Origin of the sequence: Lactococcus termiticola (assembly GCF_003116835.1) — a bacterium.
GTDB lineage: Bacteria > Bacillota > Bacilli > Lactobacillales > Streptococcaceae > Lactococcus > Lactococcus termiticola.
Window position 1 is genome coordinate 60,177 of record NZ_BFFO01000006.1, and the last position, 14,280, is coordinate 74,456.

A 14,280-nucleotide genomic window follows, 5' to 3' on the forward strand; every position below is an offset into this window, starting at 1 on the left:
CTACCGTTCCTAAAATTACTTCTTCAATTATAGCAGAAATAGGGGCCGTCTGCCATCCTCCTTGTTTCAAGCTTATCAAGGATTTAGCCCTCGCCAAAGATAAAGGCATAGGTCAGGCCCAGGATTTCGTGGCCATAATAGCCCGTCCAGAGCAGGGGATTCTTGGTCTGGCTGACGACAGCCTCGCCTTCTAGCTTATCCAGGCCCTGTTTTTTGGCCAAATAAAGGGAGCGGTAGAGATGAAAATCATTGGTCACAAGGACGGTCTTGCCCTTTAGATAGGGCTTTGAAAACTTGAGATTTTCACTGGTGTCGCTGGCCTTATCCTCCTCGATGATTTGAGAAGCTGGAATCCCTTTGGCCTTGAGGTACTTGGCCATGGCGGAAGCCTCTGTGACGGGTTCGTCAAAGCCTTTTCCCCCTGAGACGATGACCCGACTGCCTGGGCGGGCCTTGGCGAGTTTGACTGCCGCATCCAGCCTGGCCTTGGTCGCCGCTGCAGGATAGCTATCTGCTAAATTATTGCCCTCAATTTTAGAGCCTAAGACCAGGATACTGCCATAGTCTGAACTAGACTTACTGTGGGTCTTTGAGGAGATGAGGAGGAGGCAGATGCCAGACCAGATGATGAGTGCCCCCAGAAGAAGCATCAGTGTTATTTTTATTTTTTTCATGCTGTCCTCATAATAAAAAAGTCCGTCAATGACCGACTTTGTTTAAGTGCCATATATTGAGACTTCTCAATCGTAGTCAGGCTTTGTCAACATATTGAAAGGAATGATGGTTTTCTTATACTCTGAGATCTCGACGTCCAAAGGGTTTATCGTTACGCCTGAAGCATCATCCAAAATATGCTTGGCATCTGCTGGATGTTCAATCTCTGAGAGCTTCATCAGGACAACATCCCCCTTATCCTTCGTAAAGGGAAGACCGAAGAACTCTGAGCGGTACCATATTTGAAGGCTGTCCAGATTATCAAAGACCGGAGCATATTTCTTGTTGTCACCTGCAGTCATCAAAGGAAAGCTCCGAAGGATCTCGCCCTCGTCATTTTTTCCTGTGAAGGCTGGGACAAAGAAATATTGATCGAGTTTTGCCGCCTGCTGATTTTCTTCGCTTGAAAAAGTATTCATCATCTCTGTATATTCGCGAATAAAATCCATCAGGGCAAGCTTATCAAAGAAGGCATGGTCACTGTCAACCTTGTGTGCTTCAAGGTCAACGTTGATACCCAGCGTATCAATTTCTGAATCAGCAATGGAATCTAAAAGAGAAATAACAGAAGTCTCTACCCATTTGACTTCCTCATTATTCACGTGTTCCTTAAATTTTTCAAAATCTTCTTCATTGGTAAAGATGGGAAGAATATTTTTTTCGTTAATATGAAGATAAAAGGGCTCAGAAGGGGCAATAAAAGCATAACTTTGGAGGGCATAGGTCATGCCAATATTGAGAAGAAAGTCTCCTGGATATTGAAGGCTTGCCTTAATTCTATTGTGTAGTTCTGGATTGATGTTAAATGCTTTCATTTGTGTCCTTTCAACGACTGGTCTATGATTCATTATACAACTTTATAAATAAAAGAAAAAGGCTTATGCCCTTTTCTTCAAGGACATCGCCTCTAAGATTCAAGCTTCTCAAAAACCTCCCGAGCCACAAAAGCGTCCATCTGATAATAAAACTTCTCTTGGATGACTTGGCTGGCGTTTTTGAAGATGTTGACATTGCGAAGGCCTGATTTATCGGTCACAGAGAGCTTGAAGCCGGTCAAGTCCTTATTCACAATAATCTTCAAGAGAAAGCCTTCGCCTGAGTTGGGCACTTCTTCTAGGAGGCGGGAAAATTCAAAATTGCCGACCTTGTTTTCAAAGAAGGTGGTGTCTTTCAGCGTGTATTTTTTTACATTTTTAGAAAGACGATAGCTGTAGTTGCAGTCGTCAAGATGTTTTTCAGTCAAAAATGCCATGATTGCTCCTTATTGGATGATTTTTTTGAGAACGGATAGAAATTGATCAATGTCTTCAAACGAATTAAGCTCTGAGAAAGAAACCCGGATATTTTCCTTGAGCCTAGGGTCTGCCTTTCCGTAGACGGCTTCAAGGACGTGAGAAGGCTCAACGGTCCCTGCCGTGCAGGCAGATCCTGTCGAGATGGCAATGCCCTCCATGTCGAGCCTGGTCAAGAGCAGGTCATGATTTTGGCCAGACAGGCCGATGTTAATGACGTAGGGCAGGCTTTCACCAAAGCGATTGAGGTAGTAATCCAGACCCTCTAGGCCATCCAGCAAATGCTGTTTTAGGCTAGCGACCTGGGCATACTTCTCGTCAAGGCTCGCCTGGGCAATTTCTAAGGCTCGGGCCATACCGACCAAGGAATGCAGGTTTTCTGTCCCCGCCCGGCGTTTTTCCTCCTGCTCACCACCGTGAATCAGCGGGTCAAAGCGGAGGCCAGCCTTATGATAGAGAAAACCGACCCCCTTTGGCCCATGAAACTTGTGGGCTGAGGCCGACAGAAAGTCAGCCTTGATGTCAGCCGGATGCACCAGAATCTTGCCCATAACCTGGACCGCATCGACGTGGAAGGCCGCCTGATGGTCTGCCAAGATATCCCCGACTTCTGCAACCGGCATGAGCTGGCCGGTCTCATTATTGGCCCACATCATCGAAAGGAGAATGCTATCTGGCCGGAGGACCTGCTCAAAGAGCTCAGCTGTATAGCTCCCGTCAGGATTAGGTTGAACATAGCTCACCTCAAAGCCAAGACGTTCTTCCAGATAGGCCATGGCCTTGAGGACTGACGGATGCTCAATCGCCGTCGTGATCAGGTGCTTGCCCTTTTCTTGATTGGCCAGGGCATAGGCAATGATGGCGGTATTATTGCTCTCAGAGCCACCTGATGTAAAGGTAATTTCATTTTGCTTGGCATCTAAAAGAAGAGCGATACTTTCTCGCACGCTCCTTAAAACCTTTGCTGCCTCACGGCCGAGACCGTGGATACTTGAGGGATTGCCATAAGTGCTCAAGAGCGTATCTGTCACGCTTTGTGCAACTTCAGGCAGGACAGCTGTTGTGGCTGCATTATCGAGATAAATCATTAGTTTTGGTTCTTTTCGTAGGCAAAGAGTGGAGATACCGGACGGCCTTCGTGGATGCGTTCGATGGCTGAGCCAAGGTGTTCTGCGGCTGAGAGGTATTTCACACGCTGAGGTTTAGGGTTGTCGTTTTTGACAGAGTCAGTCACGAGTATTTCCTGGATGGATGAGGCGTCAAGAAGCGCTGCGGCTGTCTCTGAGAAGAGGCCGTGGCTGGCTACAGCAAAGATTTCCTTGGCTCCTGCATCTTTAGCGACGGCAGCAGCATTGGTAAAAGTTCTTGCTGTGTTCAAGATGTCATCGATCAGGATGACCTTCTTATCCTTGACATTCCCGATGATATAGCCATTTTCCCGCTTCTGGTCATCGTCTTCATAGTCGACAATGGCAATCGGGCTTTCCAGGTATTCGGCAAGCGAGCGGGCCCGCTTGATGCCTGAGTTTTTAGGGGCAACGACAACAACGTCATCGCCCTCAAGGCCCATCTCATGATAATATTCAGCAAAGAGAGGGACGGTAAAGAGGTTGTCGACCGGAATGTCGAAGAAGCCTTGGACCTGGACAGCGTGGAGGTCCAGGGTCAAAACCCGGTCAAGGCCTGCTGCCACGAGATTGTCAGCAACAACCTTGGCCGTGATGGGCTGGCGGCTAGCTGCCGTCCGGTCCTGGCGGGCATAACCAAAGTAAGGGATGACCGCAGAGACCGAGCGAACAGAGGCCCGCTTGCAGGCATCAATCATGATCATGAGCTCCCAGAGATTGTCATTGACCGGTGTTGAGGTCGACTGGATGATGAAGACGTCACGGTCCCGGACAGACTCTTCAGCATGGGCAAGGATTTCGCCATCAGAAAACTGCTTTGAGGTCAGCTTCCCAAGGGGAATTTCCAGGTAATCTCCAATCTTTTGGGCAAGCTCAGGGTTTGAGCTCAGTGCAAAAAGCTTCATATTGTGATCAGCGTTCAATGCGATTCTCCTCGAATTTATTATAGTTCCATTTTAACAAAATTTGGAGGGAAATAGTAGTTAGGAGGGAAATCGTTTTAGTGGATGGTAGGTTACGTTCCGGAAATTCCGCAAAGACACTGTGAGGCCGCAAGCAGACCGCTCCGCGGTCTCATTGCTAAATGTCGAGCCCAAAGGTCTCGCCATTTGCCTTATTTCACAGTGTTTTGCGGAATTTCCTCCACTTCACTTGTGCCTACTTCCACTCCCTCTTCTACCATCACCCTCACTGTTCTTGCATATGTTATGGCATGTTTCAAATATAGTACCACCGCTGACCGCCTGGCTTGGAACCTAGCGGATCAAACACAAAAAAAACGTAGCATGCGCTACGTCTTTATTATCGATGTTAATCAAATTAAGCCTTGATTTCTGCAACGATACCTGAACCAACAGTACGTCCACCTTCACGGATAGAGAATGTTGTACCTTGTTCAACGGCAACTGGGTGGATGAGTTCCACGTCGATGTGCACGTTCTCACCAGGCATAACCATTTCAGTTCCTTCTGGAAGTTTAACTGAACCAGTAACGTCAGTTGTGTGGAAGTAGAATTGTGGGCGGTAGTTATCGAAGAATGGAGTGTGACGTCCGCCTTCTTCTTTGCTCAATACGTAAACTTCACCTTCAAACTTAGTGTGTGGAGTGATTGAACCTGGTTTAGCGATAACTTGACCACGTTCGATTTCGTCACGTTGGATACCACGGAGAAGGACACCGACGTTATCACCGGCCATACCTTCTTCGAGGGTCTTACGGAACATTTCGACACCAGTAACGACTGCCTTCTTAGTTTCTTCCTTGATACCAACGATTTCGATTTCGTCATTGACGTGAACGATACCACGTTCGATACGTCCTGAAGCAACTGTACCACGACCAGTGATAGAGAATACGTCTTCGACTGGAAGGAGGAGTGGCTTGTCAGTATCACGTTCTGGAGTTGGGATGTATTCGTCAACGATGTTCATCAATTCAACGATCTTTTCAACGTATTTTTCTTCACCGTTGATAGCACCCAAAGCTGAACCAGCTACGAATGGGATGTTGTCTCCGTCGAATTCGTATTCTGTAAGGAGGTCACGGACTTCCATTTCAACGAGTTCCATCAATTCATCATCGTCAACAAGGTCAGCCTTGTTAAGGAAGACGATAAGGTATTGAACACCAACTTGACGTGAAAGCAAGATGTGTTCACGTGTTTGTGGCATAGGTCCGTCAGTAGCGGCAACAACGAGGATTGCACCGTCCATTTGAGCGGCACCAGTGATCATGTTTTTAACGTAGTCCGCGTGACCTGGGGCGTCGATGTGGGCATAGTGACGTGCAGGAGTTTCGTACTCAACGTGTGCAGTGTTGATTGTGATACCACGTTCGCGTTCTTCTGGAGCAGCATCGATAGACGCGTAGTCTTTAACGACGTTTACGTCTGAAGGATATTTTTCAGCAAGAACTTTAGTGATTGCGGCAGTCAACGTAGTTTTACCGTGGTCAACGTGTCCGATTGTACCGATGTTAACGTGTGGTTTGCTACGGTCGTATACAGCTTTAGCCATTTTTAATGGTCTCCTTTAAGAAAAAATAATTATTTTTTGAGGCAGGCTGTGGAGTCACAATCTACCGTTCCTAACTATTCTATAATAAAATCCTAAATAAAGCAAGTATGACTTCGCTTTTAGTAAAATTTTTCAGCATTCATCCGTCTCGCTTTTTAGGAGCTAATGTAGTACAATGAAGAAAAATGTAATGAGGAGGCCATCATGGGATTAACTTTTAAGAAGCGTGATGATTTAGATCAATTAATGGAAAACCTTGGCGTGTCTGGCTTAGACGACATCTTGTCTGGAGCTGACCCCGTCACAAAGGATGAAAAGCCTGCTGAAGACCCCTTTGCCAAGTTTCTTGCTCCCAAAGAGGAAGACGAGGAGGCCGGGAAATAAGCCTCTCTATTGCCCCGTCATCAATATGCCTTGAAATCACCGAGATTTCCTGCTACAATAGCTTTATTAAATTGACTTGAGGATATTATGGCTTATCAAAAAAAGAAAAAAACAACCTTTCAGAAAATTACGCTGGTGGTTGCTGTGATTATGATTTTATTGACATTGTTTGCGGCTTTCGGTGCGCTGTTTTCGATTTTGTAAAAGGCCTTCGGGTCCTTTTTCTTTGCTTCAAAGCGTTGGTTGTCAGCCTCTAACACAAACACCCTGGCTAGTTACGATAGTCAGGGTGTTTTTTTCACTGTGTGGTCAAGTTTCTAAAAGCTAGATCGATATGTAAAGAATACTATAAACCTGCCCTTTTTTCTGCAAACTCTGTCGGATATTCTTCAAAAAAGTAAAATTCAACACAATGCCATTTATCGGGATTATAAATCAAGGCACAGCCCTTTTCGTCAGCACTCCTAAGGGAAAAGGATGGTTCGTTCATCTTTGCCGCCCGAGGGATTTCTTTTTCAATCTCAAGAACATAAGTCGCTTCCTTGATGCCTGCATCTACTTCGAGCTGGAGCGGGATGCCAATGTTGACATTTTGGCAAGCAAGTAGTCAATAAAGAAGCATTGCATTGTAGTTGTTTTGGAAGGTTGGAAAAATCGAAAAAAATGCCCTTAGTTACAAGAGCATTTGTTTTTTCAAAAAGCAAAATTCAGTGGCAAAGCTAGGACAATAAGAGTACTTTTTGGTAAGTTTTCATATTTTTTGCCCCTTTTTTGCCCCTCATATTGCATTTTTTAGGTCGACGTTGCGTTGCTGATTCAGAAGTCTATCTAACATTAAGGAGGAAAACTGCGTTTTCCCTATCTGCAACTTCGATTGGAGAAGGCTGGGTCTCAATGCTTCCTTTGGTCGCATTGAGGCCTCAGCCTTCTAGCCAATCGAACCTTCCATACTATAAGAAATCAAACGATTTAACTCTACAGCATATTCCATAGGCAGTTCTTTTGTGAATGGTTCAATGAAGCCCATGACGATCATGTCTGTGGCTTCTTTTTCCGTCAAGCCACGGCTCATGAGATAGTAGAGCTGTTCTTCTGAAATCTTAGAGACCTTGGCTTCATGCTCCAGAGCCACTTGTGAGTTGTGGATTTCATTAAATGGAATGGTATCTGACTTAGAGATATCGTCCATGATGATCGTATCACACTCGATGTGACTCTTAGAGTGGGCCGAGTCCTTGTTGAAGGTGACCTGGCCACGATAGTTGACGGCCCCACCGCTCTTAGAGATAGACTTAGAGATGATGCTTGAGCTGGTGTTTGGTGCGTTGTGAATCATCTTCGCACCGGTATCCTGCTCTTGTCCACCATTGGCAAAGGCAATAGAGAGCATGGTACCACGGGCACCAGGACCGTTCAAGTAAACGGCTGGGTATTTCATAGAAACACGTGAACCGAGGTTTCCGTCCACCCATTCGACTGTTGCATTTGTTTTTGCTTCAGCACGTTTTGTGACGAGGTTATAGACGTTATCAGACCAGTTTTGGATGGTTGAATAGCGCATATAGGCCCCTTCTTCGCAGAAGATTTCTACAACAGCAGCGTGAAGGCTTGCTGCTGAGTAAGTTGGTGCGGTACAGCCTTCAACGTATTGGATACTGGCGCCTTCGTCAACGATAATCAATGTCCGTTCGAACTGACCAGATTTTTCGTTGTTAATCCGGAAATAGGCTTGAATTGGAATTTCACATTTCACACCTTTTGGCACATAAACGAAAGAGCCACCTGACCAAACGGCAGAGTTCAGAGCAGCAAGCTTATTATCTGTCGGTGGTACAAGTTTTGAGAAATATTTTTTAAAAAGTTCTGGGTATTCACGGAGGGCTGTATCAGTGTCTGTGAAAATAATGCCGAGCTTTTCAAACTCTTCTTTCATATTATGGTAAACAACTTCTGATTCGTATTGGGCGGAAGCACCTGCAAGGTAAGCACGTTCTGCTTCTGGAATCCCGATTTTTTCAAAAGTGTTTTTGATTTCGTCTGGTACATCTTCCCATGTACGTGCTGGCTTATCACCAGGCTTTTGGTAATAAACGATGTCGTCAAAGTCGATTTTCGTCAAATCAGGTCCCCAATCTGGGAGGTCTAATTTGTGGAAAGCTTTGAGTGATTTCAAGCGAAATTCCAACATCCATTCTGGTTCATTTTTTGCTGCTGAGATTTCACGAACGACTTCTTCTGTCAAACCAAGCCCTGTTGTATAGGCAAGTTTTGCATTGTCGTGGAAACCAAATTTATATTCATCAAGGCCGACGACCGCGTCATCAACCGTTTCTACTTTTACTTCTTCTGTCATTATAAGTGCTCACTTTCTATGATTGCTTCGCCATTATCTGTCTCGATTGCCTTTTTAAGTGCATTCCAAGCCAGTGTCGAGCATTTCACACGTTGTGGGAATTTAGAGACACCTGCTAAGAACTGAGCGTCTCCAAGTTTTTCTTGTTCCGGACTTTCTTGACCTGTGACCATTTCTGAAAAAACTTGCGCTAAGGCAATCGCTTCTTCTTTTGTCTTCCCAAGGACGGCTTCTGTCATCATGCTGGCTGAGGCTGTTGAAATGGTACAGCCATGGCCTGAAAAGGCTAAGTCGCTGATCTTATCCCCATCAAATTGAACATGGAGACGGATCACATCACCACAAGTAGGGTTGTTCAGGTCTACCACACAGCCGGCTGTCAACTCACCGGAATGGCGGGGACTAGAGGAATGGTCGAGGATAACGGCCCGGTAGAGATTATCTAATTTTGATAATGCCATGATTTCTTCTTTCTTTAAGCTTTAAGAATTTTCTCGTTTGATATAACGCATGAGGATATGGCCAGCAATCATAAGGACAAGCACGATAATGATAAACAAAATCAAGAGGCCAATCGAGCCGGTCGCCAAGGCCCTAAACAAGCTCAAGCCACCCGCCGCATAGATGATACCGTAGGCAATGTAGCCCGGCAAGGCAGCGAGACTATAGCGAAGCCAGGACAGGCCAATCAGGCCCGCCCCAAGCTGGACCAGTGTCTGAAATCCCACCGTCAAAAAGGAAAGCGGGATAATCGGCAGGCCAAATCGTTCGATGGCTGTGACACCGCCGGATTTTTCAGCCGACTCGGCCCGCTTTTGTCCCCATTTGGTCTTGAGGAGGCCGGCTTGAATCGCCCGGCCAATCCAGTAGGTCGACTGGGCTCGACAGGCCACGGCCACAAAGATGATCAGACTTGCCTGCCACAAGGGCAATGAGGCAATCCAGTCCATGACGTTAGTTACCATTTTTTATACTCCAAAAAATTCTTTGGTCTTTAATATCGCATCGACCAGCTTGTCGCAGTCAGCCTTGCTGTTGTAGATGTAAAAGCTGGCACGGGCCGTGGCTGAGACATCCAAATAGCTAAGCAGGGGCTGGGCACAGTGGTGGCCGGCACGGACTGCGACGCCTTCCATGTCAAGGGCTGTGGCTACATCGTGGGGATGTAGGCCGTCTAAATTAAAGGCAATCACGCCACCACGCTTATGATTATCCTGCGGGCCATAGATAGTCAGGCCTGGGATAGCACGGAGCTTCGGCATGACATAGTCGATGAGCTCGGCTTCGTGCTGGTGGATTTGCTCCATGCCGATGGCTGAAAGATAGTCAACTGCAGCACCGAGTCCGATACCGCCAGCGATATTTGGCGTTCCCGCCTCAAACTTCCAAGGGAGCTCAGACCAGGTGCTATGGCTTTCGTAGACAAAGTCAATCATTTCGCCACCAAATTCAACCGGCGACATTTGATTAAGAATTTCCTCTTTGCCATAAAGGACACCGATACCTGTTGGTCCAGCCATCTTGTGGCCACTGAAGGCAAAGAAGTCAGCATCCAGATCCTGGACATCAATGGCCATGTGGGGGGTGGATTGGGCCCCGTCGACGACCATGTAGGCTCCGTGTTCATGGGCCAGCTGGGCGATTGCCTTGATGGGGTTGATCACACCGAGTACATTGGAAACATGAGCAAGTGAGACAAATTTAGTCTTGTCGGTCAGCTTGGCCTTGAGGTCGTCCATGTCCAGCTCGCCCTCTTTGAGGTAGACGAACTTGAGCTTTGCTCCAGATTTAGTCGCCGCCTGTTGCCAGGGAACGACGTTCGAGTGGTGCTCCATGACAGAAATCAGGATTTCATCGCCTGGCTTGAGGATTTCCTCTGCCCAGCGAGCAATCCAGTTCAGGCCCGTCGTCGTGCCTCTTGTAAAGAGGACTTCCTTGGTCGAGCCGGCATTGATAAATTTTCTGACTTTCTCACGGCCAGCCTCATAGTCAGCTGTCGCCCGCTCAGCCAGCGTATGCACGCCCCGGTGGACATTGGCATTGTCAAAATCATAATAATGACGGACGGCATCCAGCACCTGGGTCGGCTTCTGGGTCGTCGCTGCATTATCCAAGTAGACCAGCGGCTCGTCGTTGACGGTCTGATTTAATATTGGAAAATCTTTTTTCAAGTCTAACATTTATGCCAGCTTTCTAATTTCTGCTTCAATTTTATCTCTTGTCTCACGAAAGGCCTCAAACACCTCTTCTTCCGTCCCCGTCGCCTTAGCAGGGTCTTCCAAATCCCAGTGGACATGCTTTATGCCTGCTGGAATCATCGGACACTTGTCTCTGGCGTCGCCACATAGTGTGATGATAAGGTCTGACGAATTAAAATAGTCCAGGTCAATCAGGTCGGAGGTCTGTCCAGAAATATCGACGCCGGCCTCAGCCATAGCCTTGTCCGCACGGGGATTCAAGCCGTGTTGCTCGACTCCTGCCGAAGCAATCGTCCAGCCTGACAGATACTTGTGGGCAAAGCCTTCAGCCATCTGAGACCGGCAGGAATTGCCGGTACATAAGAAATAAACTTGTGTCATTAAAGGTCTAACTTTCTATCAATGCTCGCGATAAACTCGTCACGGACAGCCTTCAAAGGGATGTTTGAGACCACAGAGCCGAGGAAACCACGGATGACCAAGCGTTTCGCTGTCACTTCATCAAGTCCACGGCTCATGAGATAGTACATATCTTCTGGGTCAACCTGTCCGATAGAAGCTGCGTGACCCGCAGTAACATCATTTTCATCAATCAAAAGAATAGGATTGGCATCACTTCTAGCTTGGTCTGAGAGCATCAGGACGCGAGATTCTTGTTGCGCATCTGCCCCTTTCGCACCCTTGATGATATGACCAATACCGTTGAAAGTCAATGTTCCTTTTTCGAGAATGACACCGTGTTGGAGGATATGACCGATAGAGTTACGGCCAAAGTTTGTGACACGGGTATCAACCCCTTGGATTTGTTTGCCCATAGAGATGCCGACGGCTTTGAGTTCCGCGTGTGAACCATCGCCTTTAAGGTCGCTGTCAAAGTCGCAGATGACATTGCCGTCATTCATGACCGCCAGAGACCAGTTGATGGTGGCATTATTTTTGATGTAACCTCGACGGCTGATGTAGCCTGTCACATTTTTACCCAAACGGTCAATGGCTGAATATTTGATTTGTGCGCCATCTTCAGCGATGACCTCAACCGCAAAATTCGCAATCGCTTTAACATTGCCATCACCAACAGTATCCAAACGTTCGAGATAGTCGAGCTTCGTATTGCGCCCAGCGATAATCAATACCCGCTTGTTAAATGGTAAGCTAGACTTGCTATCTTGCTGGAGAATTGTTTCAACGGGTTGGTCGATTTCGACATTGTCAGGAATATAAAGGACCACACCTGAGTTAAAAGCTGCTGTACTTGTCGCCGCAAGCTTATCTTCATCAAATTTAATCGCTTGAGCAAAGTATTTTTCCATGACTTCTGGAATTTCGCTCAAAGCAGAATGGAAATCTGTGAAGACAACACCTTTTGCTGCTAAATCAGCCGGTAACTGTTCAAGCAAGGTCTGTGAACCGACTTGAACGACCATCGGATGTTCGCCAAGCGCTGAAAAATCTGGGACATTGCCAGAAAAATCCAAATCACCAATCTCAGTCGTATCCAGTTTCCATCCTGAAAAACGGACACGTTCGATGTTGGGATAGTTGAGCTCAGCGCTCGCAGTCATTGCTTTTTGGCGCAAGTCTGACAGCCAAGCGGGCTCTTCATGCATCAGGGAAAAGTTTTGAAGATTTTGATCTGCCATCTTAAACCTCTTCCTTGTATTCGATACCGAGTTCCTCTGCGATTTTTGCATAACCTTCTTTTTCAAGACGTTTTGCAAGTTCAGCGTCACCCGTCAAGACGACGCGACCTTCCATCATGATGTGAACAACATCTGGTGTGATATAGTCAAGCAAACGTTGGTAGTGAGTGATGATGAGGGCACCAAACTTATCACCGCGCATGGCATTGACACCTTTAGAAACAACCTTAAGGGCATCGATATCAAGTCCTGAGTCGATTTCGTCAAGGATGGCAAATGTTGGTTCCATCATGAGGAGTTGCAGGATTTCGTTACGTTTCTTTTCACCACCAGAGAAACCTTCGTTAAGATAACGTTCTGCCATTTCCTCTTTCATGTTGAGGAGTTCCATGTTTTGGTCAAGCTTTTTCAAGAAATCCATGACTGAGATTTTATCGTCTTCAGCACGTTTTGAATTGATGGCAGCCCGCATGAATTCAGCATTTGTAATCCCTGGGATTTCAGATGGGTATTGCATAGCCAAGAAAAGACCGAGACGCGCGCGTTCATCGACTTCAAGTTCCAGCACATTTTGACCGTCAAAAAGAATCTCACCTTCAGTGACTTCGTAGCTAGGATTTCCCATAATGGCTGCAGAAAGGGTAGATTTCCCTGTTCCGTTAGGGCCCATGATGGCATGAATTTCGTTGGTGTTGATGACCAAATTCACACCTTTCAAGATTTCCTTATCTTCAATGCGGACGTGCAAATTTTTGATTTCTAAAGTTGACATAAATTCCTCCATAATGTCAATAATTTTTGACATTTTATAGTTTCTATTTTAACAAAAATTTGAGGCTTTGTCGTGATTGTGAAATTGGCGATTTTGATGGGCTTTTCATCGAGAAAAAACAGCCCTCCAAAAATGGAGAACTGTCTTTTATTTATGCTTCATCAATCAAGCCAAAATCAAACATGCTCTCAGCTGTCGCAATGATAGCCTCCTGACCTGAACGAGCTTGCCAGCCCAGCAATGCACGGGCCTTTTCAGAACTGCAAGATGTATTCTGGCCGAGGAAGCTGGCAGGCATCCGGAGTTGTTTATTAAAGTGAGCAACGATTTTAACAAGGCTGTTGGGGAGAACCTTCGTCGAGACCTTCTTGGCTTTAACTCCAAAATGAGCTTTCAGGAAGCTGGCTTGTTCCTTGTAACTGATATTGTCGCCAGAGGTCGCCAGGAAACGTTCGCCCGCAGCTTTCGGTCTCTCCATCGCTAGAACATGGAGGTCAGCGACATCACGGACATCAACATAGTCAAAGGCCAGATTCAAAAGGAAAGGCATCCGACCCTCAAACATGTCTTTGATGGCTTGGTTGGAGTGGGAAAAGTCTTTGCCAAGGACCGGCCCCATCACGCCGACTGGAAGGATGCTGGCCATCTCCATCTTGTGGGACTTGACAAAGTCCCAAGCGGCAAGCTCTGCTTCTGTCTTGGACCGTTGGTAGGCATTGAGGTCGCTTGATAAATCTGACCAGTCATCCTCAGTAAATATTTCCGGGTGATTTTTGTGGCCGGCAAGGACGGCTCCAGAGGCTGAGGTCAGGACAATCCGCTTGACGTCTTCCTCATAGGCGGCCTGATAGATATTACGGACACCTGTCACTGCCATCTCAACCATGGCATCAGCTGAATCCGGCCGGGTCGCTGGGGTCGGCGAGGCGATGTGCATGACATAGTCGACGTCCTGCATAGCTAGCTTCCAGCTATTTGCATTCACGAGGTCAGCTTCGACAAATTCAAGGCCACTGACATCCTGCTGACCAGTTGCCTGGACCATAGCCCTCACTTCATCTTGGCGGGCCATCGTGCGAAGACTCCCACGTACCTTATAGCCTTTAGCCAAAAGCTTTGCGATAGCGTTCACAGCAATAAATCCGCTGGCTCCAGTGACTAAGACAGTTTCGTTTTTCATTTGATTTCTCCTCTTATATACGTTACACTTGTAACTCCTGTGTTTTTAGTATATGATAAAGAAAAATAAAAAACAAGACAGAAATCGCCTTGTTGACAGAATC

General features: G+C 46.6%; 17 protein-coding genes. 2 read left to right on the plus strand and 15 right to left on the minus strand.

The window, feature by feature from the left end:
- Positions 1 to 83: 83 nt before the first annotated feature.
- From NtB2_RS05590 to tuf, 6 genes are all read right to left on the minus strand, one after another.
- Entirely contained in the window at positions 84 to 674 is a 591-nt protein-coding gene (locus tag NtB2_RS05590) for a YdcF family protein (protein ID WP_109245963.1), read from the minus strand.
- A 66-nt stretch (positions 675 to 740) separates the two neighbouring features.
- Complete coding sequence (locus NtB2_RS05595; RefSeq protein WP_109245964.1) at positions 741 to 1,529, minus strand: hypothetical protein; 789 nt, start codon at positions 1,527 to 1,529, stop codon at positions 741 to 743.
- Between the two features lie 92 nt (positions 1,530 to 1,621).
- Positions 1,622 to 1,966 carry a DUF1831 domain-containing protein gene (locus NtB2_RS05600; protein WP_109245965.1) on the minus strand — a complete coding sequence of 115 codons (345 nt, stop codon included), beginning with the start codon at positions 1,964 to 1,966 and terminating at the stop codon, positions 1,622 to 1,624.
- Positions 1,967 to 1,975: 9 nt separating this feature from the next.
- Positions 1,976 to 3,094, minus strand: a complete 1,119-nt coding sequence (locus tag NtB2_RS05605) for a cysteine desulfurase family protein (RefSeq protein ID WP_109245966.1) — start codon at positions 3,092 to 3,094, stop codon at positions 1,976 to 1,978.
- A complete protein-coding gene (locus tag NtB2_RS05610) occupies positions 3,094 to 4,056 on the minus strand; it encodes a ribose-phosphate diphosphokinase (protein WP_263970109.1) in 963 nt (320 codons plus the stop codon). The genes NtB2_RS05605 and NtB2_RS05610 overlap by 1 nt, the downstream gene beginning before the upstream one ends.
- A 397-nt stretch (positions 4,057 to 4,453) precedes the next feature.
- A complete protein-coding gene (tuf, locus tag NtB2_RS05615; protein ID WP_109245968.1) occupies positions 4,454 to 5,650 on the minus strand; it encodes an elongation factor Tu in 1,197 nt (398 codons plus the stop codon).
- Between the two features lie 204 nt (positions 5,651 to 5,854).
- On the opposite strand from tuf, the gene NtB2_RS05620 reads away from it, so the two are divergent.
- The gene (locus NtB2_RS05620; RefSeq protein WP_109245969.1) at positions 5,855 to 6,034 is read left to right on the plus strand and encodes an SPJ_0845 family protein; all 180 of its coding nucleotides are present in this window, start codon (positions 5,855 to 5,857) and stop codon (positions 6,032 to 6,034) included.
- 87 nt (positions 6,035 to 6,121) lie between these two features.
- Positions 6,122 to 6,238, plus strand: coding sequence for a DUF4044 domain-containing protein (locus tag NtB2_RS05625; protein WP_109245970.1), 117 nt, complete (start codon positions 6,122 to 6,124; stop codon positions 6,236 to 6,238).
- Positions 6,239 to 6,380: 142 nt separating this feature from the next.
- Here the strand turns inward: NtB2_RS05625 and NtB2_RS08840 are convergent, their stop codons facing one another.
- The 9 genes from NtB2_RS08840 to NtB2_RS05670 form a co-directional block, all read right to left on the minus strand.
- On the minus strand, positions 6,381 to 6,617 hold the full coding sequence (locus NtB2_RS08840) for a DUF4865 family protein (RefSeq protein WP_109245971.1): 237 nt from the start codon (positions 6,615 to 6,617) through the stop codon (positions 6,381 to 6,383).
- Positions 6,618 to 6,962: 345 nt separating this feature from the next.
- Positions 6,963 to 8,387 (minus strand): Fe-S cluster assembly protein SufB, encoded by a 1,425-nt coding sequence (sufB, locus tag NtB2_RS05635; protein WP_109245972.1) that lies wholly within the window; start codon positions 8,385 to 8,387, stop codon positions 6,963 to 6,965.
- Entirely contained in the window at positions 8,387 to 8,848 is a 462-nt protein-coding gene (sufU, locus tag NtB2_RS05640) for a Fe-S cluster assembly sulfur transfer protein SufU (protein ID WP_109245973.1), read from the minus strand. Before sufU ends, sufB begins: the two co-directional genes overlap by 1 nt.
- Before the next feature lie 21 nt (positions 8,849 to 8,869).
- Positions 8,870 to 9,352 (minus strand): SNARE-associated domain-containing protein, encoded by a 483-nt coding sequence (locus NtB2_RS05645; RefSeq protein WP_109245974.1) that lies wholly within the window; start codon positions 9,350 to 9,352, stop codon positions 8,870 to 8,872.
- Positions 9,353 to 9,355: 3 nt separating this feature from the next.
- Positions 9,356 to 10,567 carry a cysteine desulfurase gene (locus tag NtB2_RS05650; RefSeq protein ID WP_109245975.1) on the minus strand — a complete coding sequence of 404 codons (1,212 nt, stop codon included), beginning with the start codon at positions 10,565 to 10,567 and terminating at the stop codon, positions 9,356 to 9,358.
- Complete coding sequence (gene arsC, locus NtB2_RS05655) at positions 10,568 to 10,966, minus strand: arsenate reductase (thioredoxin) (protein WP_109245976.1); 399 nt, start codon at positions 10,964 to 10,966, stop codon at positions 10,568 to 10,570.
- Complete coding sequence (gene sufD, locus NtB2_RS05660) at positions 10,966 to 12,225, minus strand: Fe-S cluster assembly protein SufD (RefSeq protein ID WP_109245977.1); 1,260 nt, start codon at positions 12,223 to 12,225, stop codon at positions 10,966 to 10,968. Before sufD ends, arsC begins: the two co-directional genes overlap by 1 nt.
- A 1-nt stretch (position 12,226) precedes the next feature.
- The gene (gene sufC, locus NtB2_RS05665; RefSeq protein ID WP_109246017.1) at positions 12,227 to 12,997 is read right to left on the minus strand and encodes a Fe-S cluster assembly ATPase SufC; all 771 of its coding nucleotides are present in this window, start codon (positions 12,995 to 12,997) and stop codon (positions 12,227 to 12,229) included.
- Positions 12,998 to 13,148: 151 nt separating this feature from the next.
- Positions 13,149 to 14,177, minus strand: a complete 1,029-nt coding sequence (locus tag NtB2_RS05670) for an SDR family oxidoreductase (RefSeq protein WP_109245978.1) — start codon at positions 14,175 to 14,177, stop codon at positions 13,149 to 13,151.
- Positions 14,178 to 14,280 lie beyond the last annotated feature (103 nt).

Excerpts from the sequence above, each read along its gene's own strand:
- NtB2_RS05590 (WP_109245963.1), bottom strand. The coding sequence starts at position 674 with ATGAAAAAAATAAAAATAACACTGATGCTTCTTCTGGGGGCACTCATC.
- NtB2_RS05595 (WP_109245964.1), bottom strand. The coding sequence starts at position 1,529 with ATGAAAGCATTTAACATCAATCCAGAACTACACAATAGAATTAAGGCA.
- NtB2_RS05600 (WP_109245965.1), bottom strand. The coding sequence starts at position 1,966 with ATGGCATTTTTGACTGAAAAACATCTTGACGACTGCAACTACAGCTAT.
- NtB2_RS05605 (WP_109245966.1), bottom strand. The coding sequence starts at position 3,094 with ATGATTTATCTCGATAATGCAGCCACAACAGCTGTCCTGCCTGAAGTT.
- tuf (WP_109245968.1), bottom strand. The coding sequence starts at position 5,650 with ATGGCTAAAGCTGTATACGACCGTAGCAAACCACACGTTAACATCGGT.
- NtB2_RS05620 (WP_109245969.1), top strand. The coding sequence starts at position 5,855 with ATGGGATTAACTTTTAAGAAGCGTGATGATTTAGATCAATTAATGGAA.
- NtB2_RS05625 (WP_109245970.1), top strand. The coding sequence starts at position 6,122 with ATGGCTTATCAAAAAAAGAAAAAAACAACCTTTCAGAAAATTACGCTG.
- sufB (WP_109245972.1), bottom strand. The coding sequence starts at position 8,387 with ATGACAGAAGAAGTAAAAGTAGAAACGGTTGATGACGCGGTCGTCGGC.
- sufU (WP_109245973.1), bottom strand. The coding sequence starts at position 8,848 with ATGGCATTATCAAAATTAGATAATCTCTACCGGGCCGTTATCCTCGAC.
- NtB2_RS05645 (WP_109245974.1), bottom strand. The coding sequence starts at position 9,352 with ATGGTAACTAACGTCATGGACTGGATTGCCTCATTGCCCTTGTGGCAG.
- NtB2_RS05650 (WP_109245975.1), bottom strand. The coding sequence starts at position 10,567 with ATGTTAGACTTGAAAAAAGATTTTCCAATATTAAATCAGACCGTCAAC.
- arsC (WP_109245976.1), bottom strand. The coding sequence starts at position 10,966 with ATGACACAAGTTTATTTCTTATGTACCGGCAATTCCTGCCGGTCTCAG.
- sufD (WP_109245977.1), bottom strand. The coding sequence starts at position 12,225 with ATGGCAGATCAAAATCTTCAAAACTTTTCCCTGATGCATGAAGAGCCC.
- sufC (WP_109246017.1), bottom strand. The coding sequence starts at position 12,997 with ATGTCAACTTTAGAAATCAAAAATTTGCACGTCCGCATTGAAGATAAG.
- NtB2_RS05670 (WP_109245978.1), bottom strand. The coding sequence starts at position 14,177 with ATGAAAAACGAAACTGTCTTAGTCACTGGAGCCAGCGGATTTATTGCT.